The 22,488-nt window shown below is 61.3% G+C and carries 22 protein-coding genes and 1 tRNA gene; 11 read left to right on the top strand and 12 right to left on the bottom strand.

Going from position 1 to position 22,488, the window contains the following annotated elements:
• Positions 1 to 487: 487 nt before the first annotated feature.
• From EGN72_RS12275 to EGN72_RS12260, 4 genes are all read right to left on the bottom strand, one after another.
• The gene (locus EGN72_RS12275; RefSeq protein ID WP_233587126.1) at positions 488 to 931 is read right to left on the bottom strand and encodes a DUF1499 domain-containing protein; all 444 of its coding nucleotides are present in this window, start codon (positions 929 to 931) and stop codon (positions 488 to 490) included.
• Positions 928 to 1,893: an agmatinase gene (gene speB / locus EGN72_RS12270; protein ID WP_127047961.1), complete on the bottom strand. Its 966-nt coding sequence runs from the start codon at positions 1,891 to 1,893 to the stop codon at positions 928 to 930. Before speB ends, EGN72_RS12275 begins: the two co-directional genes overlap by 4 nt.
• Before the next feature lie 99 nt (positions 1,894 to 1,992).
• Complete coding sequence (locus EGN72_RS12265; RefSeq protein ID WP_127047959.1) at positions 1,993 to 3,399, bottom strand: aminotransferase; 1,407 nt, start codon at positions 3,397 to 3,399, stop codon at positions 1,993 to 1,995.
• Positions 3,400 to 3,677: 278 nt separating this feature from the next.
• Positions 3,678 to 4,841, bottom strand: coding sequence for a M20 aminoacylase family protein (locus tag EGN72_RS12260; protein WP_127047957.1), 1,164 nt, complete (start codon positions 4,839 to 4,841; stop codon positions 3,678 to 3,680).
• Positions 4,842 to 4,902: 61 nt separating this feature from the next.
• Between EGN72_RS12260 and mazG the strand changes: the two genes are divergently transcribed.
• The 4 genes from mazG (at position 4,903) to EGN72_RS12240 (ending at position 9,801) form a co-directional block, all read left to right on the top strand.
• Positions 4,903 to 5,760: a nucleoside triphosphate pyrophosphohydrolase gene (gene mazG, locus EGN72_RS12255; protein ID WP_127047955.1), complete on the top strand. Its 858-nt coding sequence runs from the start codon at positions 4,903 to 4,905 to the stop codon at positions 5,758 to 5,760.
• A 97-nt stretch (positions 5,761 to 5,857) separates the two neighbouring features.
• A complete protein-coding gene (locus tag EGN72_RS12250) occupies positions 5,858 to 7,624 on the top strand; it encodes an SLC13 family permease (RefSeq protein WP_127047953.1) in 1,767 nt (588 codons plus the stop codon).
• A gap of 98 nt (positions 7,625 to 7,722) precedes the next feature.
• The gene (locus EGN72_RS12245; protein ID WP_370323269.1) at positions 7,723 to 8,730 is read left to right on the top strand and encodes a Fe(3+) ABC transporter substrate-binding protein; all 1,008 of its coding nucleotides are present in this window, start codon (positions 7,723 to 7,725) and stop codon (positions 8,728 to 8,730) included.
• Between the two features lie 129 nt (positions 8,731 to 8,859).
• Positions 8,860 to 9,801, top strand: a complete 942-nt coding sequence (locus EGN72_RS12240; protein ID WP_127047951.1) for a nucleoside hydrolase — start codon at positions 8,860 to 8,862, stop codon at positions 9,799 to 9,801.
• Here the strand turns inward: EGN72_RS12240 and EGN72_RS12235 are convergent.
• On the bottom strand, positions 9,788 to 10,840 hold the full coding sequence (locus EGN72_RS12235) for an ATP-binding protein (protein WP_127047949.1): 1,053 nt from the start codon (positions 10,838 to 10,840) through the stop codon (positions 9,788 to 9,790). The genes EGN72_RS12240 and EGN72_RS12235 overlap by 14 nt on opposite strands.
• 52 nt (positions 10,841 to 10,892) lie before the next feature.
• On the opposite strand from EGN72_RS12235, the gene EGN72_RS12230 reads away from it, so the two are divergent.
• Positions 10,893 to 11,411 carry a hypothetical protein gene (locus EGN72_RS12230; RefSeq protein ID WP_233587125.1) on the top strand — a complete coding sequence of 173 codons (519 nt, stop codon included), beginning with the start codon at positions 10,893 to 10,895 and terminating at the stop codon, positions 11,409 to 11,411.
• Between the two features lie 14 nt (positions 11,412 to 11,425).
• On the opposite strand, the gene tdh is transcribed toward EGN72_RS12230, so the two are convergent.
• The 7 genes from tdh to pdxH form a co-directional block, all read right to left on the bottom strand.
• Complete coding sequence (tdh, locus tag EGN72_RS12225) at positions 11,426 to 12,451, bottom strand: L-threonine 3-dehydrogenase (RefSeq protein WP_127047994.1); 1,026 nt, start codon at positions 12,449 to 12,451, stop codon at positions 11,426 to 11,428.
• An 11-nt stretch (positions 12,452 to 12,462) separates the two neighbouring features.
• Positions 12,463 to 13,644 carry a glycine C-acetyltransferase gene (locus EGN72_RS12220; RefSeq protein WP_127047945.1) on the bottom strand — a complete coding sequence of 394 codons (1,182 nt, stop codon included), beginning with the start codon at positions 13,642 to 13,644 and terminating at the stop codon, positions 12,463 to 12,465.
• A 192-nt stretch (positions 13,645 to 13,836) separates the two neighbouring features.
• A complete protein-coding gene (locus EGN72_RS12215; RefSeq protein WP_127047943.1) occupies positions 13,837 to 14,400 on the bottom strand; it encodes a helix-turn-helix domain-containing protein in 564 nt (187 codons plus the stop codon).
• A gap of 139 nt (positions 14,401 to 14,539) precedes the next feature.
• Positions 14,540 to 14,616, bottom strand: a tRNA-Pro gene (locus tag EGN72_RS12210).
• Between the two features lie 62 nt (positions 14,617 to 14,678).
• Positions 14,679 to 15,155, bottom strand: a complete 477-nt coding sequence (locus tag EGN72_RS12205; protein WP_127047941.1) for a DUF192 domain-containing protein — start codon at positions 15,153 to 15,155, stop codon at positions 14,679 to 14,681.
• Positions 15,152 to 15,685, bottom strand: coding sequence for a cold-shock protein (locus EGN72_RS12200; protein ID WP_127047939.1), 534 nt, complete (start codon positions 15,683 to 15,685; stop codon positions 15,152 to 15,154). The genes EGN72_RS12205 and EGN72_RS12200 overlap by 4 nt, the downstream gene beginning before the upstream one ends.
• A gap of 116 nt (positions 15,686 to 15,801) precedes the next feature.
• Positions 15,802 to 16,404: a pyridoxamine 5'-phosphate oxidase gene (gene pdxH, locus EGN72_RS12195; protein ID WP_127047937.1), complete on the bottom strand. Its 603-nt coding sequence runs from the start codon at positions 16,402 to 16,404 to the stop codon at positions 15,802 to 15,804.
• A gap of 198 nt (positions 16,405 to 16,602) precedes the next feature.
• On the opposite strand from pdxH, the gene fabI reads away from it, so the two are divergent.
• The 6 genes from fabI to EGN72_RS12165 all read left to right on the top strand — a co-directional run bounded on the left by fabI (position 16,603) and on the right by EGN72_RS12165 (position 22,482).
• Positions 16,603 to 17,433 carry an enoyl-ACP reductase FabI gene (gene fabI / locus EGN72_RS12190; RefSeq protein WP_127047935.1) on the top strand — a complete coding sequence of 277 codons (831 nt, stop codon included), beginning with the start codon at positions 16,603 to 16,605 and terminating at the stop codon, positions 17,431 to 17,433.
• Positions 17,430 to 18,035, top strand: coding sequence for a LysE family translocator (locus EGN72_RS12185; protein ID WP_127047934.1), 606 nt, complete (start codon positions 17,430 to 17,432; stop codon positions 18,033 to 18,035). The genes fabI and EGN72_RS12185 overlap by 4 nt, the downstream gene beginning before the upstream one ends.
• A gap of 10 nt (positions 18,036 to 18,045) precedes the next feature.
• Complete coding sequence (locus tag EGN72_RS12180) at positions 18,046 to 18,660, top strand: LysE family translocator (RefSeq protein WP_127047932.1); 615 nt, start codon at positions 18,046 to 18,048, stop codon at positions 18,658 to 18,660.
• Between the two features lie 64 nt (positions 18,661 to 18,724).
• Positions 18,725 to 19,228, top strand: a complete 504-nt coding sequence (gpt, locus tag EGN72_RS12175; protein ID WP_127047930.1) for a xanthine phosphoribosyltransferase — start codon at positions 18,725 to 18,727, stop codon at positions 19,226 to 19,228.
• 69 nt (positions 19,229 to 19,297) lie between these two features.
• Positions 19,298 to 20,476 (top strand): aminotransferase, encoded by a 1,179-nt coding sequence (locus EGN72_RS12170; RefSeq protein WP_127047929.1) that lies wholly within the window; start codon positions 19,298 to 19,300, stop codon positions 20,474 to 20,476.
• A gap of 143 nt (positions 20,477 to 20,619) precedes the next feature.
• Positions 20,620 to 22,482, top strand: a complete 1,863-nt coding sequence (locus tag EGN72_RS12165; protein ID WP_127047927.1) for a peptidyl-prolyl cis-trans isomerase — start codon at positions 20,620 to 20,622, stop codon at positions 22,480 to 22,482.
• Positions 22,483 to 22,488 lie beyond the last annotated feature (6 nt).

The raw sequence follows: 22,488 nt of genomic DNA, 5'->3' as shown, positions 1-22,488 counted from the left end.
TTCGGTCAGACCCGACAGGCGGCCCGTATCGGTCATGGCAGAGGCGGAACCAACGGTGGCAAGGCCCAGAACAGTGGCGAGGATGATGCGTTTCATGGTGTTTTCCTTTTCTCGTGTTTGTTTTTGCGAACCAGTCTTTCTGGCCGGTGTTTGAAAGATGCGCCTCGGGGGGTGGAGTTTCAAATCACACTCCACTCACCACCGATCACGCGAATTTTCTTTTCTGTGGTGAAACTTATGCGACGGAAATCGCACGCAGCGATTTCGCCTTGTTTCCTTGGCAAAGCGCGCGGGGAAGTTTGGCTTTCGTGTTTCAATGCCTCACGGGGCAGGAAAACGGCGGGGAACAACGGGGCAAAAACGTTTTCTGTTCATAAATGCACAGACGGAATACCCCTTGTTTCGGCGTTTGTGCCCCTTGGACAAATGCAAAACGCCGCCCCCAAGGGACGGCGTTTGACCAAATGTTACAGGCCCGAGGCGCAGATCAGAGCTGTTCCAGCCAAAGTTGCAGCCGTTTGGCATTCACCCCAAGGTCCGATTTGCCGAAACGCAGACGCGAGTCGATGTAAATGCCGTCTTCGGTTTGCTGGGCCGTGATGTAATCGGGAAAGCCCCACAGCGCCGAACGGATGACCCATGTAATCCGCCCCTCTGCCACGCTGCCCGCAAGCCGGGTGCTGCGCGGGGTGGCCATGGCAATCGCATCCAGCCGCTCCAGCCCCCCCTCTTGCGCGGGCAGCCGCAGAATCGCACCATCCATACGCGCGATCACCTCTCCCCAGCCGCCGCCATGGTCCCACGCATAAAAGCCGGATGGATCAACATGCCAGCGCGCAGGATCAGAGGGCGCGAAACGCACATAGGCCGCAAAGCCCAAGGCAAGGGCAACAATAAGACCAGCCAACAGGCCCATCAGCATTCCTTTCATCTGCGGTGCCGTGCCCAGTGATAGAGGCAAATCAGTTCATGCGCGACATGGGCACCGGCAATCGCAGTGGCCCCGGTGGTATCATAGGCAGGCGAAACCTCGACAATATCGCCGCCCACCATGTTGATGCCGGCCAGATCGCGCAGACAGGCCGCAGCCTGCCAGGTTTGCAAACCACCCCAAACGGGCGTGCCAGTGCCTGGCGCGGCAGACGGGTCCAGACAATCAATATCAAAGGTCACATAGGTCGGGTTTTGCCCCACGATCTCCTTGGCCCGCGCCACGGCATAGGCGCAGCCCTTTTCATGCACCGTGCGCGCGTCGATATATTCAACGCCCAGATAATCGTCGCAATGGGTGCGGATGCCGATTTGCACCGAGGTTTTCGGATCAATGATCCCGGTTTTCACCGCCTTGTAGAAAAACGTGCCGTGGTCGATGCGCTCCATGTCATCGTCTTGCCACAGGTCGGAATGGGCGTCGAAATGGATCACCGACATCGGGCCGAATTTCTCGGCATAGGCGCGCAGGATCGGCAAGGTGATGAAATGGTCACCGCCCAGCGTCACGGTTCCCGGCCCCGCCTGTAGGATTTTGCGGATATGGTCGGTCAGCAGGCCCGGAAAGCTGGGCGTATGCGCGTAATCAAAGGCAACATCGCCGTAATCGACAATCGCCATCTCCTCCAGCGGGTTTGTGGGCCAGCCATAGGGCGGATCAAACGGCTGCAAGGCGCTTGCCTCACGGATGGCGCGGGGGCCGAAACGCGTGCCGGTGCGATGCGTTACCGCCTGATCAAACGGCACGCCGGTGATCGCCAGATCAACGCCCGTCAGGTCTTTGGTATATTTGCGCCGCAGAAAAGAGGTTGCGCCCGCAAAAGCATTCTCGAACGCCAGCCCCCGCAAGCCTGCCCGCGTAAACGCGCCGTCCACTTCGTTCTTTGCATCTTCCAGCGCCATCGCCAGCCCCTTTATATCAAGCGTCGTTTGAAAGCCGGAGACGCGCCAATCCGAAGCGCGCAGAAAACGGCGCGGCGCGGATCATGTCAAGCCGATGCGTTACGACAAGGCCACGCCTCCCCGCACCAGACCATCGGCGACCTGCCGGATGGATTTTTCCAGCACCTCGGCCACGAAATCCACCTGCGCCTCTGTGATAATCAAGGGCGGTGACATCACGTTCAAATGCCCCATCGGGCGCACCAGCAGGCCCAGCCCCTCGGCCACATCCGAGATACGCTTGCCCACATCCAGATCTTGCGGCAGCAGGGTTTTGCGCGCCTTGTCGGCCACGTTTTCCACGCAAACCATCAGCTTGGAGCCGCGCACATCGCCCACCATGGGCAGGGCCTTCATCGCGGCCATTCGGCGTTCAAAATAGCCACCGACGCGGGTGGCGTTGCCCAGCAAATCCTCGCGCTCCATGATCTCGATATTCTTCAGCGCCACCGCACAAGACACCGGATGCCCGGAATAGGTGAAGCCGCTGGTGAACCAGCGATCGCCATCTGCCGCCATCGCCGCCCAGATCCGGTCTGAAAAGATCAACGCGCCCAAGGGGATATAGCCCGAGGTCAGCCCTTTGGCACATGTGATCATATCCGGCTGAATGCCGAACTGATCGAGGCTGGCGAACCAGTGGCCGGTGCGACCAAAGGCGGTGACCACCTCATCCGCGATAAACAGGATGTCATGCTTACGGCAGATAGCGGCCATGCGGGGCAGATAGCCTTCTGGCGGCACGATCACCCCGCCCGAGGCCTGGATCGGTTCGGCAAAGAAGCCGCCGATATTTTCCGCCCCCACCTCGGCAATCTTGGCCTCAAACTCCGCCACCAGATGATCGCAGAAGGCGGCCTTGTCCATGCCGTCGGGCGCGCGGTAGAAATTCGGGGCGCTGATGTGGTGGATGCCGCTTTCCTTATAGCGGAACTGTTCCACCCGGTCGCCATCGCGCAAGCCGATGCTTTGGCTCAGATAGGTAGAGCCATGATAAGATGATTGCCGCGCGATCACTTGGGTTTTTGCAGGCCGCCCCATACAGGTTTGATAATATTGCACCATCCGGTAAGCGGTATCCACCGCCGTAGACCCGCCAGTGGTGAAATGCACGCGGTTCAGATCACCCGGCGCGAGGCTTGCCAGCTTGGCCCCCAGCAGCGCCGATGGACCATTCGCCATATCGACAAAGCTGTTGGCAAAGCCAAGCCGCACTGCCTGTTCGGCCATCACCTGCCCGATTTCCGCACGGCCCAGCCCGATATTGGTGCACCACATACCGCCCACAGCGTCAAAATAGCGCCGACCTTCGGCATCCCAGACATGGCAACCCTCCCCCCGCGCCATGATCAATGAACCTTCTTTTTCAAACGGCCCGAAATTCGCCCATGGATGTAAGGAATGATCGCGGTCCATCTGCCACAAATCCTGCGGACTGGGTCCGTTTTTGGCGAAAAGGGCGGTCATGTTTGGCTCCGGTCATGGTTCCTGTTCCGGCTGATCCTAGCATTTTGATCAAATTTTTACCAGCCGGCCAAAGATACCAAAGGATGCGGTGACCCAGATATGGTGGTCTAATGGTTGAATGACCGCGATGCGTGGGGCAGCACCGCCCGATCTGATTCGCGAGAGGTAAAACGGGCCACTCCCGCCATTCGTTGATGCCCGCAGGCCTTCGGCCTGCAAGCATCGCCTCAAGGTTGGGCCGGGCCAGGATTTTCGAGACGAAAATCCCGGCGGCAGCGTCAGGCCAGAGGTTGCGCGCGTTCAACCAGCCGGGCAAAGAAGCTGGCCCCGATGGGGGCGGCCTCATCGTTGAAATTATAGGCCGGGTGATGCAGGCCCGCGCCCGGACCGATACCCATGAACAAATACGCACCGGGGCGCGCCTCCAGCATATAGCTGAAATCTTCGGACCCCATTTCGCGCGCGCCATTGGCCTCCACCGCGTCTTCGCCCGAAATCTCGGCGGCGACATTGGCTGCAAACTCTGCCTGTTCGGCATGGTTGATGGTGGCGGGATAGCCCCAATCATACTCCACCTTGGCCTTGACGCCATAGGCCATGGCATGGCCCTCGACGATCTCATGGAAGCGCCGCTTCAACAGCGCCCGCACTTCGGGGTCAAAGCAACGGATGGTGGCGCAAAACCAGCCATCCTCGGGGATGATATTGCTGGCCGATCCGGTGTGGATTTGCGTGACCGAGATCACCACCTCATCCAGCGCATAGGTGTTGCGCGGAATGATGGTCTGGATCGCCTGCACCATGCCGACGATCGCCACCACCGGGTCCACACATTCATGCGGGGTCGCCCCATGCCCGCCTTTGCCAATCACCGTCACCGTGGCCGTATCGACCGAGGCCATCAGCGCCCCCGGCGTGGTGGTGAAATGACCAAAGGGCACGCCGGGCGCGTTATGGATGCCATAGACCTGTGAAATGTTGAACCGGTCCATCACGCCTTCCTGCACCATCACCTGCCCGCCGCCGCCATCTTCCTCGGCGGGCTGGAACAGGAGCGCGACACGACCGGCAAAGCGGCGGGTTTCGCACAGGTATTTCGCCGCGCCCAACAGCATCGTCACATGGCCATCATGGCCGCAGGCATGCATTTTCCCCGGCACCGTCGACGCATAGTCCACGCCTGTTGCCTCGGTGATGGGCAGCGCGTCCATATCGGCGCGCAAACCAATCACCGGCCCCGCGCCTTGCCCGTTGATGATCGCCACAATACCGCTGGTGGCGATGCCCTCATGCAGCTCATCGACACCAAACGCGCGCAAGCGGTCGGCAATGAAGGCCGCCGTTTGGTGGCAATCAAACCGCAGTTCGGGGTGTTGGTGCAAATGCCGCCGCCATCCGGTCATTTCCTCGGCATATCCAGCAATGGCATTCAGGACGGGCATGGTCTACTCCTAAGTCGGCAAGATATGACCGCCACCTGACCGCAATTCGCAAGGAACCGCAATGGCCCCTGTTTCGCGCCCCCTCCCCCGCGCTCAAAGCGATGCGCTGATCGCTGACCCGAATGGCGGCTTGCCGCGCCTGCTGGAAATCATGGCCCGCCTGCGCGACCCCGAAACCGGCTGCCCTTGGGATATCGAGCAAAGCTTCGCGACCATCGCCCCCTATACGATTGAGGAAGCCTATGAGGTCGCTGATGCGATAGAGCGCGGGGCCTGGGCCGAGTTGGAAGGCGAGTTGGGTGATTTGTTGCTGCAAACCGTCTATCACACGCAAATGGGCGCCGAGGCGGGGCATTTCAGCTTTGAAAGCGTCACCGATGCGATTGCCGAAAAGATGATCGCCCGGCACCCGCATGTGTTTGGCGACGAGTCCCGCGATAAAAGCGCCGACCAGCAAACCGCGGATTGGGAACGGATCAAAGCCGCCGAACGCGGCCCTGCCCGTGTGCTGGATGGGGTGGCGCTTGGCCTGCCCGCCTTGATGCGGACGGTAAAGCTGCAAAAGCGGGCGGCGCGGGTGGGGTTTGACTGGCCTTCGACCGAGGAGGTTCTGGACAAGATCATCGAGGAATCCCGCGAATTGGTCGAGGCGCGCGAGACCCTTGGCCATGCCGAGCAGGTGGAGGAATTCGGCGATCTGCTGTTCGTAATGGCCAATCTGGCGCGACACCTGAACATCGACCCGGAAGAAGCCTTGCGCGGGGCGAACCAGAAGTTTCAACGCCGTTTCATGCGGATCGAGGATTTGCTGGCCGAGGCCGGGAAAACCCCTGCGCAAAGCGATCTGGCGGAAATGGACGCATTGTGGAACCGCGCCAAGGCCGAGGATAAGGCGCGCGGCAAGCCTGCGGGAACCTGATGCCCGCGCCTGCGTTACAAAGCGCCCCCCCGGCAGATTGCGGTTGATCCCACCACCCCGCCGCCCCACCATACCCAAACCAAGAGGGATTGAGACAATGACCACCGAACAGGCCATGCTTTTCGCCATTTTCGCCGTGCTGTTCGGAATGTTGATCTGGGGCAGGTTTCGCTATGATCTGGTTGCCTTTGTCGCCCTTCTGGTCACGGTTCTTCTGGGGTTGATCGACCCTGCGGCTGCCTTTGAAGGCTTTGGCCACCCTGCCGTGGTGATCATTGCGCTGGTGCTGATCGTGTCGCGCGGGTTGATGAATTCCGGCGCGGTGGAACTGATCGCGCGTTATGTGACAAAGCCTGACCGGGCGCTGCCTGTGCATATCAGCGTTATGGCGGTGGCGGGGGCGGCGCTTTCGGCGGTGATCAACAATGTGGCCGCGCTTGCGCTGTTGATGTCGCTGGATATGGATGCGGCGCGCAAGGCCAAACGCGCGGTGTCGCTGTCCCTGATGCCGCTGTCTTTTGGCACGATTCTGGGCGGCATGATCACCCTGATTGGCACGCCCCCCAATATCGTCATCGCGCAATACCGCGAAGATGCGCTGGGGCAGCCGTTTTCCATGTTTGATTTCGCCCCCGTTGGGCTTGCGGTCGCCATCGCCGGCATCACCTTTGTCGCGCTGATCGGCTGGCGGCTGATCCCGTCACGCCCCGATGCGCAAGCACTGGACGCCGAGGCCGGACTTTATGTCGCCGAGGCGCGGGTGACAGAGGACTCCAAGGCCATCGGCCAGACGCTTGGCGATCTTTATCCGCTGGCAGATGACAATGACGTGGTGATCCTTGGCCTTGTGCGGGGCGGCAAGCGCCTGCCCGGCCTGTCGCGGCACCGCGAAATCCAGAAGGGCGATTTTCTGGTGCTGGAAGGCGACCCCAAGCAAATCGAGGCGATGATGGGGGCCGCCGGGCTGGATACTTTGGGCGTGGGTAAACACGGCGGCTTGATGGGCAAATCCCTTAGCCTGGTAGAGGCGATTGTGCCCGAAGATGCGCGCGTGGTCGGGCAATCGACGCTGGGCCTGCGCTTGACCCGCCGCCATGGCGTGACCCTGCTGGGCATCTCGCGGCGTGGCAAGCAGGTGCGCGAACGGGTGCGCCGTTTGCCGATTGAACCGGGCGACCTGCTGCTGCTGATCGGACCAGAGGAAAATATCGCCACCGCTTGCGGCTGGCTGGGTGTGCTGCCCTTGGCCGACCGGCGGCTGGAGGTGTTGCAGCGCAGCAAAGCCCTTGGCGCGATTGGCATTTTCATGGCCGCGATTGCGCTGTCGGTGCTGGGCGTCACCTCGCTTGCCATTGCCTTGGGGATCTGCGTCGTGGCCTATCTGGCGCTTGGCCTGATTGGCGGACGCGATTTCTATGCGCTGATTGAATGGAAGGTAATCGTGCTTCTGGCCTGCCTGATCCCGGTGGGTGCCGCGCTGGAAGATACAGGCGGCAGCCAGTTGATCGCAGAACTGATTGTCGGCCAGACCATGGGTCTGCCCGCTTGGGGCGTGTTGATGGTGTTGATGATCATCACCATGACCCTGTCGGATTTTCTGAACAATGTCGCCACCGCACTGATTGCCGCCCCCATCGGCGTCAGCGTGGCCAATGCCATCGGGGCCAACCCCGACCCGTTTCTGATGGGGGTCGCTGTGGCCGCCTCTTGCGCCTTCCTGACCCCGATCGGGCATAAGAACAACACCATCATCATGGGGCCGGGCAACTATCAGTTCGGCGATTACTGGCGCATGGGCCTGCTGCTGGAAATCATCGTGATCGCGGTGGCCGTGCCCACCATCACCCTTGTCTGGCCGTTCTGACCTGCCGAATTTTTTTCCGAGTATATCTGTCAGGTATTGACCAAAGTAAAATAGTCAGGTTTAAGACGGGCAATCGAACCGATGAAATGAGGTCTTTCATGTCGCTGCGTCTTTCTGCCCTTGCCCTTGCCTTGGGCTCCATCGCCCTGCCCGCCTTTGCGGATGAGGTGAACATCTATTCCCACCGCCAGCCAGAGCTGATCCAACCGCTGGCCGATGCGTTTACCGCCGAAACCGGCATCGACGTGAACATCGCCTTTGTCGATAAAGGCATGGCCGAACGTCTGGTGGCCGAGGGCGACCGTTCCCCCGCCGATCTGGTGCTGACCGTGGATATCGCGCGGCTGACCCAGATCGTCGAGGCAGGGGTGACGCAACCCGTCACCTCGGACGTGCTGACCGCCAATATCCCCGCCAACCTGCGCGATGCGGATAACCAGTGGTTCGGCCTGACCTCGCGCGCGCGGATCATCTATGCCTCCAAGGACCGCGTGGCCGATGGTGAAGTGACCACCTATGAAGACCTCGCCTCGGACAAGTGGAAAGGCCGCATCTGCTCGCGCTCGGGCACCAATGACTATAATGTGGCGCTGCTGGGCGCGGTGATTGCGCATCACGGCGAAGATTATGCGAAAACATGGGCCGAAGGGCTGAAAGCCAACCTCGCCCGCAAACCCGCAGGCGGCGACCGGGATCAGGCCAAGGCGATCTGGGCCGGGGAATGTGATATCGCCATTGGCAACACCTATTACATGGGCCAGATGGTCAATGACCCCGAACAAAAGGCTTGGGCCGATGCCGTGCGCATCGTGTTCCCGGTGTTCGAAGGTGATGGCACCCACCTGAACGTCTCGGGCGTGGCGATGACCAAAGCGGCCCCGAACAAGGACGCGGCGCTGAAGTTCATGGAATGGCTGTCGGGCGATGCGGCGCAGAAGATCTATGCCGAAACCAACCACGAATTCCCGGCCAAACCCGGTGTCGAACGCTCGGTCCTTGTGCAAAGCTGGGGGGATTTCACCGCCGACAGCATTGATCTGACCGTGGTTGCCAAGGCCCGCCCGGCGGCGCTGCGCATCATGGAAGAGGTTGATTTCGACGGCTGATCCGGCCAGGACCACCACGGAAAACGGGGGCCATGTGCCCCCGTTTTGCATGTGCCCGTGCCAGTTTTCATGTATAGACATTTTCGCGGTCTTAGGGTTCTCTGCCCCCGAAACAAAAGGAATTGCACCATGGCCCCGCGCAAAATCATCATCGACACAGACCCCGGCCAAGACGATGCCGTGGCCATCCTGCTGGCGCTGGCCAGCCCAGAGGAGATTGACGTGCTGGGCATTACGGCGGTCGCGGGCAATGTGCCGCTGCCGCTGACCGCCAAGAACGCACGGATCGTCTGCGAACTGGCCGGCAAGCCGGGCACAAAGGTTTTCGCGGGCTGTGACGCGCCGTTGAAACGCAAGCTGGTCACGGCGGAACATGTGCATGGCAAGACCGGTCTCGATGGCCCGCAACTGCCCGAGCCGAAGATGGCGCTGCAAGCGGCGCATGGCGTGGATTTCATCATCGACACCCTGCGCCGTGAACCCAAGGGCAGCGTGACGCTGTGCCCGCTTGGCCCGCTGACCAATATCGCCACCGCCTTTCGCCGCGCGCCGGATATTGTGGAACGCGTGCAGGAAATCGTGCTGATGGGTGGCGCGTATTTTGAGGTGGGCAACATCACCCCCGCCGCCGAATTCAACATTTACGTTGACCCGGAAGCCGCTGAAATCGTGTTCAAATCCGGTGTGCCGCTGGTGGTGATGCCGCTGGATGTGACGCATAAGGTGCTGACCACCGCGCCGCGCATCCAAGCCTTTCGCGCGATGGGCACCGAGGCCGGGCGCATGGTGGCCGAATGGACCGATTTCTTTGAACGCTTCGACAAAGAGAAATACGGCTCCAATGGCGCGCCCCTGCATGACCCTTGTGTGATTGCATGGCTGTTGCAGCCGGGCCTGTTCAAAGGCCGTCATATCAATGTGGAAATCGAAACCCAGTCAGAGCTGACGCTGGGCATGACCGTGGCCGATTGGTGGGGCGTGACAGACCGCGCACCCAATGCGGTGTTTATCGGTGATGTGGATGCCGATGGCTTCTTTGCCCTGCTGACCGACCGGATCAGCCGGTTGTAACAGCCTGCGCCGCATCAAGGGCAGGCAGCACCACGCTGAACGTGCTGCCCTTGCCCTTTTCGCTGGCAATCTTCAACCGGCCCCGATGCCGGTTCAGGATATGTTTGACAATGGCCAACCCCAGCCCGGTGCCGCCCTTTTCGCGCGACCGATGCGCATCGACCCGGTAAAACCGTTCGGTCAGGCGCGGCAGGTGGATCGCGTCGATCCCCTCGCCCTGATCCACCACATCCACCCGCAGCACAGGCAGCCGCAACACCGGATCGCGCGGATCGCGCGTCAGGCGCAGATACACGGTTTTCTCGGCGCCGCCATATTTGATCGCATTTTCAACCAGATTGGCGAACACCTGCACCAACTGGTCACTATCGGCCAGAACCATTGCGCCCCGCTCTGCCTCGACCACCACCTGCACGCGCCCAGCTTCCGCCACTGGGCGCAAATCGGCCACGACCCGCGCCAAAAGTGCGGATAGATCAAGCGCTTGCGTCGGGCGCACGCGTTCCTGCGCCTCTACCCGGCTAAGCGACAGCAAATCCCCCACCAGCCGGTTCATCCGCCCCGCCTCTCGCGCCATCACGCCCAAAAACCGATCCCGCGCCGCAGCATCGTCACGCGCGGCCCCTTGCAAGGTTTCGATAAACCCCAGCAGCGCCGTCAAGGGCGTCCGCAATTCATGGCTGACATTGGCCACGAAATCGCGGCGCATCTGGCCGATCTGTTCCTGCTCGCTGATATCCTCAAAGGCGCAAAGCGCGCTGCTTGGCAACGGTGTCACGGTGACGCGAAACACCTGCTCTGCCCCGCCGTTTTGCCGGTTGAAGCGCACCACCGCAGCAGCATTCCCGCCAAGCGCCGCGTCAATTGCCTCGGCAAGCGCGGGCTGGCGAAAGGCCGTCAGATACAGCCGCCCCGCCAGTTCTGCCCCGAAAATCGCCCGCGCCGGGGCGTTTTGCGCGTCAATCCGGCCCTCGGCCCCGATCAGAACCATGGGCAAAGGCACACCATCCATGAACGCCTGCGCGCTTTTCCCGTCCATTCGCTTGGCTCTCCCCTTGCCGCTGCCGGTGCCACAGTGCCGCCTGCGCCCGGTGATCACAAGATCCTTCCTTGAAGCCAATAGCGCGGCGGTGTATCGGCTGGATGACATTGTAACGATCGCCCTGCCGCCGGGTTTTCCGGCACCTACCCCCCAACCTTATGTTCTGATGGCAGGCCCCGGCTTGCCCGTTTCCGGCTTTGTGATGAACCTGCAAGCACCGCCCCAAAGGCCCTTTGGCACCGACACCGCATTGCGCGGCAAAACGCTTTTATGCCTGGGCTTTGCCCAAGCTCTCAGCCTGCCTGACACCTGCCCATATGCGTCTGTGCATGCCTTTCCTGCCTTGACCCCGGCCCTTCTGGCCCAATATTTGCCCGATGCCATCGCCCTGCCGCTGTTCGGGGCGCAAGCGGATGCCAGCACACAGCTGCACCTGCTGCGGACCATGGGCTTTCGGGGGCGGTGCTTTGTGCTGGCCCCGCGCCTGCCCAACCCCAAACTGGTGCTGGCAGAATTACGGGCCGAAGCACCGGGGCTGCGCATCGCGCTATTGGCGGCCCAGCCCTAGGGGCGCGCCCCGGCTTAGCCCCAATCCAGCACAACCTTGCCCGACAGGCCTGACCGCATGGCGGCAAACCCTGCCTCAAACTCATCAACCTTGAAGCGATGCGTGATGACGCGGCGCACATCCAGCCCGTTTTCCAGCATCGCAATCATTTTATACCATGTCTCGAATATCTCGCGACCATAGACGCCCTTGATGGTGATCGCCTTGAACACGATCCGGCTCCAGTCTACCGGGCTTTTGCCGGGGGGGATGCCCAGCATGGCAATACGCCCGCCCATGGTCATCGCCTCAATCATCTGGTCCAACGCCGCCTGATTGCCCGACATTTCCATGCCCACATCAAACCCCTGTTTCATCTTCAGCCGTGGGATCACATCGCGCAGATCCTCCTGCGTTACATTCACCGGCACCACATCGGCAACCTGAGACGCCAGATCCAGCCGCGCTTGGTTCACATCCGTGATCACCACATGCCGCGCGCCGACATGCCGCGCCACCGCAGCCGCCATAATGCCAATCGGCCCCGCCCCGGTGATCAACACATCCTCGCCCACCAGATCAAACGACAGTGCCGTATGCACCGCATTGCCCAAGGGGTCCAGAATGGCACCAATCTCATCATCAATCGCATCGGGCAAGGGCACCACATTGAACGCAGGCAACCGCAGATATTCGGCGAAAGCGCCCGGCTCATTCACACCAATCCCCCGTGTCGCCGGGTCCAGATGAAACTTCCCCGCCCGGCTCTGGCGGCTTTGCTTGCCAATCAAATGCCCCTCACCCGAACAGCGCTGCCCAATCGCCAAACCTTCGACATTGCGGCCCATCTCCACAATCTCGCCCGCAAACTCATGCCCCGTCACCAGCGGCACCGGCACGGTTTTCGCGGCCCAGTCATCCCAGTTCCAGATATGGATATCGGTGCCACAAATCCCGGTCTTGCGGATGCGGATCAGCACGTCATCCGGGCCAATCTCGGGCACGCCCCGCCGTTCCATCCACAATCCCGGCTCTGGCCGCGCCTTCACAAGGGCTTTCATATCATTGCGCATCACAGCACCCCCACCGCTTTGCCTGCCTTGGCAAAGGCCTCCAACCCAAAGTCCAGATCGTCCCGCGTCAGTGCTGCGTTCATCTGCGTCCGTATCCGCGCGCGCCCTTTTGGAACCACAGGGAAAAAGAACCCTGCCACATGCACCCCGCGCTGCCCAAGCTCAGCCGCCATCGCCTGCGCCAACCGCGCCTCGCCCAGCATCACCGGCACGATCGGGTGTTCACCGGGCAACAGATCGAACCCCGCCGCCGTCAAACCCGCCCGCCAATAGCGCGCGTTGTCAAACAGGCGCGCACGCAGATCATCCGCCGCCTCAACCAGATCCAGCGCCGCCAACCCCGCCGCCACAATCGCAGGCGGCAAGGCGTTCGAGAACAGGTAAGGCCGCGCGCGCTGACGCAGCAGGTCAATCACCCCCTGCGGCCCGGCGATATAGCCCCCCAAGGCCCCGCCCAGCGCCTTGCCCAACGTGCCGGTAATCACATCCACCCGCACCCCGAAATGCGCCGGCGTCCCGCGCCCCTGCGGCCCCATGAAGCCCGTGGCATGGCAATCATCCACCATCACCAACGCGCCATAAGCATCGGCCAAAGCGCGGATGTCCGGCAGCTTTGCCAGATAACCATCCATCGAAAACACCCCATCGGTCGCGATCATGATAAACCGCGCCCCCGCCGCCCGCGCCGCAATCAACTGTGCCTCCAGATCGGCCATGTCGGAATTGGCATAGCGATAGCGCCGCGCCTTGCACAAGCGAATGCCATCAATGATCGAGGCATGGTTCAGGCTGTCCGAAATCACCGCATCCTCTGGCCCCAGCAAAGGCTCGAACAGGCCGCCATTGGCATCGAAACAGGCCGCAAACAAAATCGAGTCTTCCTGCCCCAAAAAGCCCGCCAAGCGCGCCTCAAGCTGGCGGTGCAAATCTTGCGTGCCACAAATAAACCGGACCGAGGCCATGCCAAAGCCCTGCGCGTCCAACGCCTTATGCGCCGCCGCAATCAGGTCAGGATGATCCGCCAAGCCAAGGTAATTATTGGCACAAAGGTTCAGCATCCGCAGCCCCTCCATCTCCACATGCCCGCCCTGCGGCCCGGAAATCAAGCGCTCGCGCTTGGTCATCCCCTCCGCCTCGATGGCCGCAAGCTCCGCCGCGATATGAGTCAAGAATTCCGACATGACAGATTCACCTCCGTGTTAACGGATATTTCGCATAAGCTCTGCAATCCGTCAATATAAAGGATTAAAATCCATCATAACGGATTCATCTATTCAAAAATATCCCGGGGGAAGCGGATTTGCGCCAGCAAAACCGCTTGGGGGCAGCGCCCCCGGGCTACGTGTGTCCCATTCGAAACGGTCAAACCGCGCTCAACTGCCCTGCACAATCAAAATCGCGCGGGCGGCGCGGCCGCTTGCTTCATGAATAGCATGGGCGCGGTCGGCGGCATAGCGTGCGGTATCGCCTTGGCCAATCTCGGCCTCCTCTGCCCCTGATTCCACACGCAAAGCACCTTCGATCACGGTCAGATGCTCGCGGCAGCCCGGCGAATGCGGGGCCGAAACAAGGCTGCCCCCCGGCTGAAAGCTCAGGTCATAAACCTCATGATCGCCCACGGTTTCGGCTGGCGACAGGATACGAATGCGGACCCCCTTGCCATGCCCCGTCATCACCGGGGCGGCAGCTTCGCGTGTCACTTCGATTCCCGGCGCGGGCTTGGCTTCCAGCAAACCGGCGAAATCAACACCCAACGCCTGCGTCAGGTTCCACAGCGTCGCCACGGTCGGGCTTGATTCGCCCCGCTCGATCTGGCTGACCATGGACCTGCTGACCCCGGAAATTCCCGCCACGGCATCAAGGCTCAGGCCTTTGGCCTTGCGTGCCGCCCGCAGGCGTTCGGCCAACCTGTCTGTGATGCTTTCACTCTCGCTCATGCCGCAGCCAACCCCATCGCCAATCCCATCGCCAGAAATCACGCCCAATGTCGCGCGCAAAGCCAAGGCGCGTCAATCGCCTCAGTGACCAAACTCAGGAAACATATGGGAAAGCCCGTTCAGGGGGCCAATCTGAAAATGGTCGGGGCGATAGGATTTGAACCTACGACATCCAGTTCCCAAAACTGGCGCGCTACCAGACTGCGCTACGCCCCGACACAAAGCAACCGATGGTCGCTTGGCGGCTTCCTACAGAAAGCCGATCCGATTGAAAAGCCTTATTGCGCCTCACAGGGCCAAGCGGCTGTCGATTGTTCCAAACCGGGATGGCGCAGCAGCGCACCCGGCGTGATTCCCAGCTTTGCCGCCAAACCGCCATTGATTTCCAGAATCGCCAGCACATTCGGCCCGCCGTCGATCCCGGTTTCATCATGCGGGATGGCATTGGCATGCACATGGGTCACACGCCCGGTGGCATCTGCAAAGACCATATCCAGCGGAATCAGTGTGTTCTTCATCCAGAACATCGCGCGTTGCGGGCGTTCATACAGAAACAACATGCCCGCTGATCGTGCCATCTCCTCGCGGAACATCAAGCCTTTGGCCCGCGTGGCTGGGTCGGCGGCCACTTCCACCGTGAACCGCGCGGCCTGCCCATTGGTCAGGCGAATATCGACCGTGCTGTCGGAACAAGCGGCCTGCGCACTGACCGGCACCGCAAGCGCCAAGGCCAGCGCAAGACCAAGGCGCTTCATTTCGCCGCCTTTGTGGCCGCGTCCCAAGACAAGACCTGCGCGGCCATCTGGCCCCGCTTGCCTTCGACAATCCGCAAACAAACCGCTTCTCCTGCGGCGAGATCGGCAAAACCCGACATGCGCAACACCTCGATATGAATGAACACATCATCGCTGCGGCCATAGACATTTGCAAAGCCAAAACCTTTGCCTTTGTCGAACCATTTGACCCGCGCCGGTTCCAACGGGCAAGCCGCGATCTGTTCGGCGGTATAGCTGTTGCTTTCGCCAGCCATCAAGAACCCGGCCCCTTCGGGCGGGGTGATGGACACCACTTCGACAGCCTGCACCCCGCGTTGGGTCTGCTGCACCTTTACCGTGATCTCGGCCCCATCGGCCACAGTGCTTTGCCCAAAGTTCCGCAACACATTCGCATGCAACAAAACATCGGACCCTGTCTCATCAGACAGGATAAAGCCAAACCCTTTGACCGGATCAAACCATTTCACACGGCCATGAACCTGCGTCATGGCCATTTCTTCGTCTTCCATAACAGAGCCTCTTCCCCAGATTTAGCCCTCGTGCGTCTGTTCTGTTGGAACAGTCGCGCAGGTTCAAGAGCAAATCATCGCACGCACGCACAATTCCCCCTGCGCATGCGCACAGGTCAAGGGTTCAAGCGATTGATATCCCACGGGTCACTTACACTTTTACGCGACCAACGAAAACGATCATGCAACCGGAAGGCACCATCGGCCCAGAACTCGATTTCGGTCGGAATGATTCGAATCCCACCCCAGAACGGCGGGCGTTTGGGGTTGGGGCCATGCGTGGCCGTCACTTTGGCAACCTCGGCCATCAGGGCCGTGCGCGATGACAAAGGTTGCGATTGCTGCGAAGCCCAAGCCCCCAGCCGGCTTTTGAGCGAGCGGGACGCGTAATAGGCATCCGCCGCCGGGCCTTCTTCGCGTTCGGTGAGGCCGCGCACGCGGATCTGGCGGCGCAGGCTTTTCCAATGCATCACAAAGGCGGCCTTGCCCGCGCCTGCAATCTCTTGGCCCTTGCGGCTGGTGTAATTGGTGTAAAACACAAAGGCGGCGGCTTCGATATCTTTCAGCAAAACCATGCGCGCATTGGGCATACCGTCGGCATCCACCGTGGCAAGAGCGATGGCATTGGGGTCGTTCGGCTCTGCCTTTTCGGCCTCGGCCAACCAGTCGCGGGCCAAGGCAAAAGGGTCATCCCCGGCGAAAATTCCTGTCCGATCCATGCGCTGCTCCCTTTGGCGATGTGGCGTTGTGCAACCCTAGCCCGCCCCGCGCCAAGGGCAAGGGGCGAAGGGCCGCACGCCAGCACCGCATCCCGGCGCCACGCCCCCACCCCGCCGCCCAAGCCACGAGACTTGATGCCGCAGGGCGGATCGCCTAAACCAGCGCCTTACCATATACCGAAAAACAAGGGGGACAGTATGGCCGGACTAATGGCAGGCAAGCGCGGGCTGATCATGGGGCTTGCGAATGACAAGTCCATCGCCTGGGGCATTGCCAAGGCCTGCGCCGATCAAGGTGCGGAAATGGCGTTCTCCTATCAGGGGGAGCAGTTGAAAAAGCGGGTGGAACCGCTGGCCGCCTCTATCGGCTCCTCTGAACTGTTCGAATGTGATGTGACGGATGAGGCCTCGCTGGATGCGCTGTTTGCCCATCTGAAAGATATCTGGGGCACCGTGGATTTCGTGGTCCATGCCATCGGCTTTTCCGACAAGAACGAATTGCGCGGACGCTATGTCGACACCGGGCGCGATAACTTCATGATGTCTATGGATATTTCCGTCTATTCCTTTACCGCTGTCTGCCGCCGCGCCGCCGCCATCATGAAGCCGGGTGGCAGCTTGCTGACGCTGACCTATTACGGCGCGGAAAAGGTGATGCCGCATTATAACGTCATGGGTCTGTGCAAGGCCGCGCTGGAAGCATCGGTGAAATATATCGCCGAGGATCTGGGCAAGGACGGCATCCGCTGCAACGCCATCTCGGCCGGGCCGATCAAGACGCTGGCCGCCTCTGGCATCGGTGATTTCCGCTATATCATGCGCTGGAATGAGCTGAACTCCCCCCTGCGCCGCAATGTGACGCAAGAGGAAGTCGGCAAGGCCGCTGTCTATCTGCTGTCCGATCTCGGCTCTGGCACCACGGGCGAAAACCTGCATGTCGATGCGGGCTATCATGTGGTGGGCATGAAAGCGGTGGATGCACCCGATATCGATGTGGTGACGGCCAAAGCCCAAAAAGGCGCGGAATGACGCCAGAGCCGTTTCTGGCTCTGGTTGCGGTCCTCACCCCGGCGATCCTGTCGCCGGGGCCAAGCATTATTGCCGCCACGCAAATGGCCTTGGCCCAAGGCCGCGACAAGGCGCTTCCCTACGGTTTGGGGCTGGCCTTTGGCGCCTCGCTCTGGTGCTTGTTTGCACTGTTTGGCATGGCGGTGGTGTTCAAGCTTTATCCCGCCTTGTTCCAGGCCGCCAAAATCGCGGGCGGGCTTTATCTGCTTTACATGGCTTACGGCTTGCTGCGGGCCGCCCGTGCCCCCTTGCCCCAAGCGGCAGAGCGGCGCTTTGGCAGCGGTTTCGTCGGCGGCGTGATCCTGTCGCTGTCGAACCCGAAACCTGCGCTGTTTTATTCCGCGGTGATCCTGACGCTGTTCCCTGATCCGCATGGGGTGACGATGCTGTCAGCGATCTATGCCACGGCGCTGACGACAGAGCTGTTCTGGTATTCCGTCGTCACCCTGTCGATGTCGACCAACGCGATGCGCAAACGCTACCTTGCCGCGAAGTTCTGGATTGACACATCCGCCGCCGTAGCCCTTGCTGCCCTTGCCGTTTTGCTGATTTTCAACCTGTAAAGGCCCCGCCATGACGCTTGCCGCCTTCCTTGCCGTTGCTTTCCTGCACCTTATGGCCGCCATCAGTCCCGGCCCCGCCGTCTTGATGGCCGCACGCACCGGCGTCACCGAAGGGCTGCGCACCGGCACCTTTCTGGCCTTTGGCATCGGCGCGGGTGCCGTGATCTGGGCCATGGCGGCACTCTTTGGCCTTGCGCTGGTGTTCCAAGCCGCCCCCGCCTTGCTTTGGGGGCTGAAGATTGCGGGTGCGGCTTACCTTATCCATATGGCCTGGTGCATGTGGCGCGATTCGACCAAACCGCTCGATATGGCACAGACCACCAGAACACCCCGCAGCGCCGCCTCGGCTTTCCGGCTTGGCCTTGTCACCCAATTGGCCAACCCCAAGCCTGCCGTGCTGTTTTCCGCCATTTTCATCGGCACCGTGCCGCCCGAAACCCCGCTTTGGGTTTATGCCGCCCTGCTGGTCGTGGTGTTTCTGAACGAAGCGCTGTGGAATATCCTCGTTGCGCGCATCTTTTCCTTTGAGCGGACGCGCAGCGGCTATATCACCCTGAAAACCCTGATCGACCGGGTGTTTGGCGGTATGCTTGCCTTGCTCGGCCTCAAAATCGCCGCCACCTGATACTGCCACCCGTTCCGCAACCTGATCTGCGCCCCGTTCTGAGACCTGACCAAAGAGGACTGCCATGACCGACCGTTTGCCCCACGAAAAAGGCTTCCACATTTCGTGGGATCAGATTCACCGTGACGCCCGGGCGCTGGCCTGGCGGCTGGATGGAAAAGGCCCCGACAATGGCGCGTGGAAAGCGGTGGTGGGCATCACCCGCGGCGGCCTCGTGCCTGCGATGATCGTGGCGCGAGAGTTGGATATCCGCATGGTCGATACAATCTCGGTCAAAAGCTACAACCACCAAAGCCGCTCCGAGGCAAAGGTGATCAAAGCCCCGCAAGCCGATATGATGGGCGATGGTGAAGGCATCCTGATCGTTGACGATCTGGTCGATACCGGCAAAACGCTGGAACTGGTGCGCGCGCTTTATCCAAAGGCGCATTTCGCCACCGTCTACGCCAAGCCGCAGGGCCGCCCGATGGTGGAAACCTTCATCACCGAGGTCAGCCAGGACACCTGGATTTTCTTCCCCTGGGATATGGCGCTGCAATATGTCCAGCCCTATCGCGGCACCGACTAAGCGCCGCTTTCCCCCGGCCCGCCGCACCGCTTCGGGCCGCCCCCCTCTCCTTGACCAGCGGAGCCTGCGATGATCCACCCCCTCAACCCCGCCATGGCCGCCACCGATGCCCCCCCGGTGATGGAGGCGCGGCGTTGGCTGGATGGCGTGGTTTTCCCCGCAGACCGCCCGCTGATCAACGTCTCCCAAGCCGCCCCGGTGGACCCGCCGCCCCTCGCCCTGCGCCAGGCGATTGCCGAGGCCGCGCTGACCAATGACGCCGCCCATCTTTATGGTCCTGTGCTGGGCCTGCCCGCCCTGCGTGCCGAAGTGGCGCAGCAATGGTCAACCGCCTATGGCGGCACCATCCGCGACACGCAAACCGCCATCACCCAAGGCTGCAATCAGGCCTTCACCGCCGTGATGTCGACCCTTGCTGGCAAAGGCGATGAGGTTATTCTGCCAACCCCTTGGTATTTCAACCATAAAATGTGGCTCGATATGCAAGGCGTTGCCGCCGTGCCGCTGCCCTGCGGGCCGGGCCTGATCCCGCAGGCATCGGAGGCCGCGGCATTGATCACCCCGCGCACCCGCGCGCTGATCCTTGTCAGCCCCAACAACCCCGGCGGCGCCGAATACCCCGCCGAAACCCTCGCGGAATTCATGGCGCTGGCCCGGTCGCGCGGCCTTGCCCTCATCGTCGATGAAACCTATCGCGATTTTGACAGCCGCACCGGCGCGCCGCATGGCCTTTTCACCGATCCGGATTGGGCCGACACGCTGATCCACCTCTACAGCTTTTCCAAAGCCTACCGCCTCACAGGCCACCGCGTCGGCGCGGTCGTCGCCTCCGAACAACGCCTGTTCGAAGTCGAGAAATTTCTCGACACGGTCGCCATCTGCCCCAGCCAATTGGGCCAGATCGCCGCCCTTTGGGGCATGCAAAACCTTGGCGATTGGGTCGCCTCCGAACGGCTGGAAATCCTCGCCCGCAAAGACGCCATGCTCAAAGGCTTTGCGGATCTGCCAAACTGGAAACTGCTCGGCTGCGGCGCCTATTTCGCCTATGTCGAACACCCCTATCCGATGGCCTCCAACGATTTCGCGAAATGGCTGGTCAGCAACGCCTCCCTCCTCACGCTGCCCGGCACCATGTTCCAACCCACAGGCTCCGAGTCCGGAAAACGCCAGCTTCGCATCGCCTTCGCCAATATTGATACCACAGGCATCGCCGAACTCTTCCGCCGCCTGCGGGCGATCCAACTCTAACGCGCGCCCCTACCTTCATCTATTTAAAAATATCCCACGGGGGGTCTGGGGGGCGTGAAGCCCCCCAGCGCGTGCCAATGCTCGCTTGCCCCCGGCAAATGAACCCCCTAGATAGGTTCAAACCGTTTTTCAAAGGCACTCTCATGGCAAAAGACGACGAAACCACACCCCGCAAAAAAGGCAAAGCCACCAGTATCGTTGTCTGGGCGCTGATGGCCATGCTGGTGCTGGGCCTCGGCGGCTTTGGCATCACCAATTTCGGCGGCGGCCTGACCACGATCGGCAAGGTCGGCGACCGCGAAATTGACGTGAATGATTACGCGCGTGCCTTGCAACAAGAGGTGAACGCCCTTTCCGCCCAGTTCGGCACGCAATTGTCCATGCAACAAGCGCTGGCCTTCGGGCTGGATCAGCAGGTGCGCCAGCAATTGGTCAACACCGCCGCACTCGACAATGAAACCGACCGCATCGGCCTGTCCGCTGGCGATGCCCGGATTGCCAAGGAAATCACAGACGCCGCCACTTTTCGCGGCCCCTCGGGCCGGTTTGACCGCGAAACCTACCGCTTCACGCTGGAACGCAACAACCTGACCGAGGCGCAATATGAAACCCGGATGCGCGAAGATCTGGCCCGCGCCTTGCTGCAAGGGGCTGTCACCGGTGGCTTCACCGCGCCGCAAGTGCTGACCAACACACTTTACGCCCATATCTCGGAACGCCGCGCGCTGAAACTGTTGCGCCTGTCGGCTGCCGATCTGCCAACCCCCGTTGCCGCGCCGACCGACGACGACATCAAGGCCCATTACGAGGCCAATATCGCGGAATTCACCGCGCCCGAGGCCCGCCGCATCACCTATGCCGCCCTTTTGCCGGAATCCATCGCCGACCAGATGCAGGTCGACGAAGACACGCTGCGCAAACTTTACGATGAACGGATCGCCGAATTCGTCCAACCCGAACGCCGCCTTGTCGAACGCCTCGTGTTTCCGACCGAAGCGGCCGCGGCTGAGGCCAAAGCCAAACTGGATGCCGGCACCAGCTTTGAAGACCTTGTGACCGAACGCGGTGTGAAACTGTCCGATATCGACCTTGGAGACCGCGCCGAGGCCGATCTCGGCGCCGCAGGGGCCGCTGTTTTCGCGCTGGAGGAACCGGGCGTCGTTGGCCCCTTCGCCTCAGACCTTGGTCCGGCGCTGTTCCGCATGAACGGTATTCTGGCTGCTGAAAACATCAGCTTTGAAGAGGCCCGCCCCGATCTGGCCGCCGAACTGGCCACCGATGCCGCCCGCCGCGCCATTGCTGACCAGATCGAAGCCATCGACGACCGGCTGGCCAGCGGTGCCACGCTCGAAGAGTTGGACAGCGAAACCGACATGACCACAGCCGTGATTGATTTCACCGACGAGTCCAACGAAGGCATCGCAGGCTATCCTGAGTTCCGCAAAGCCGCGACCGAGGCTCAGGAAGGCGATTTCCCCGAAGTGATCACGCTGGAGGATGGCGGGATTTTCGCGCTGCGTCTGGATGCGATCGTGCCCCCCACCCCGATCCCGCTTGACGCAGCACGCGACGCCGTTGCCGCAAGCTGGACACAAGCCGCAACCACCAAAGCCCTGTCGGACCTCGCGGTTGAGATCAAATCCAAGGTCGAGGCCGGTGCCGCGCTGGGTGGCTTTGGCGTGACAGAGGTGATCCCCGATGTCGCCCGCTCCAGCACCATCGCCGATGCCCCCCCAACCGTGCTGACCACCTTGTTCACCATGGACGCAGGCCAGACCCGCGTGATCGAGGAAGGCGCCTTTGTGGCGCTGGTGCAGGTGGAAACCATCACCCCCGGTTCCGGCGAAGGCCCAGAAGCCGAGGCACTGAAAGGCGCGATTTCGGCGCAGGTGGAACAGGCGCTGGCACAGGATGCCTTTACGTTGTTCACCAATGCACTGACGCAAGAGGCAGGCATCACGATGGACAATGCCGCCATCAACGCCGTTCACTCGCAATTCCAATAGGCGCAG

Source organism: Pseudorhodobacter sp. E13, from assembly GCF_003991405.1.
GTDB lineage: Bacteria > Pseudomonadota > Alphaproteobacteria > Rhodobacterales > Rhodobacteraceae > Pseudorhodobacter.
This window is presented reverse-complemented; position numbering and strand designations above follow the sequence as displayed.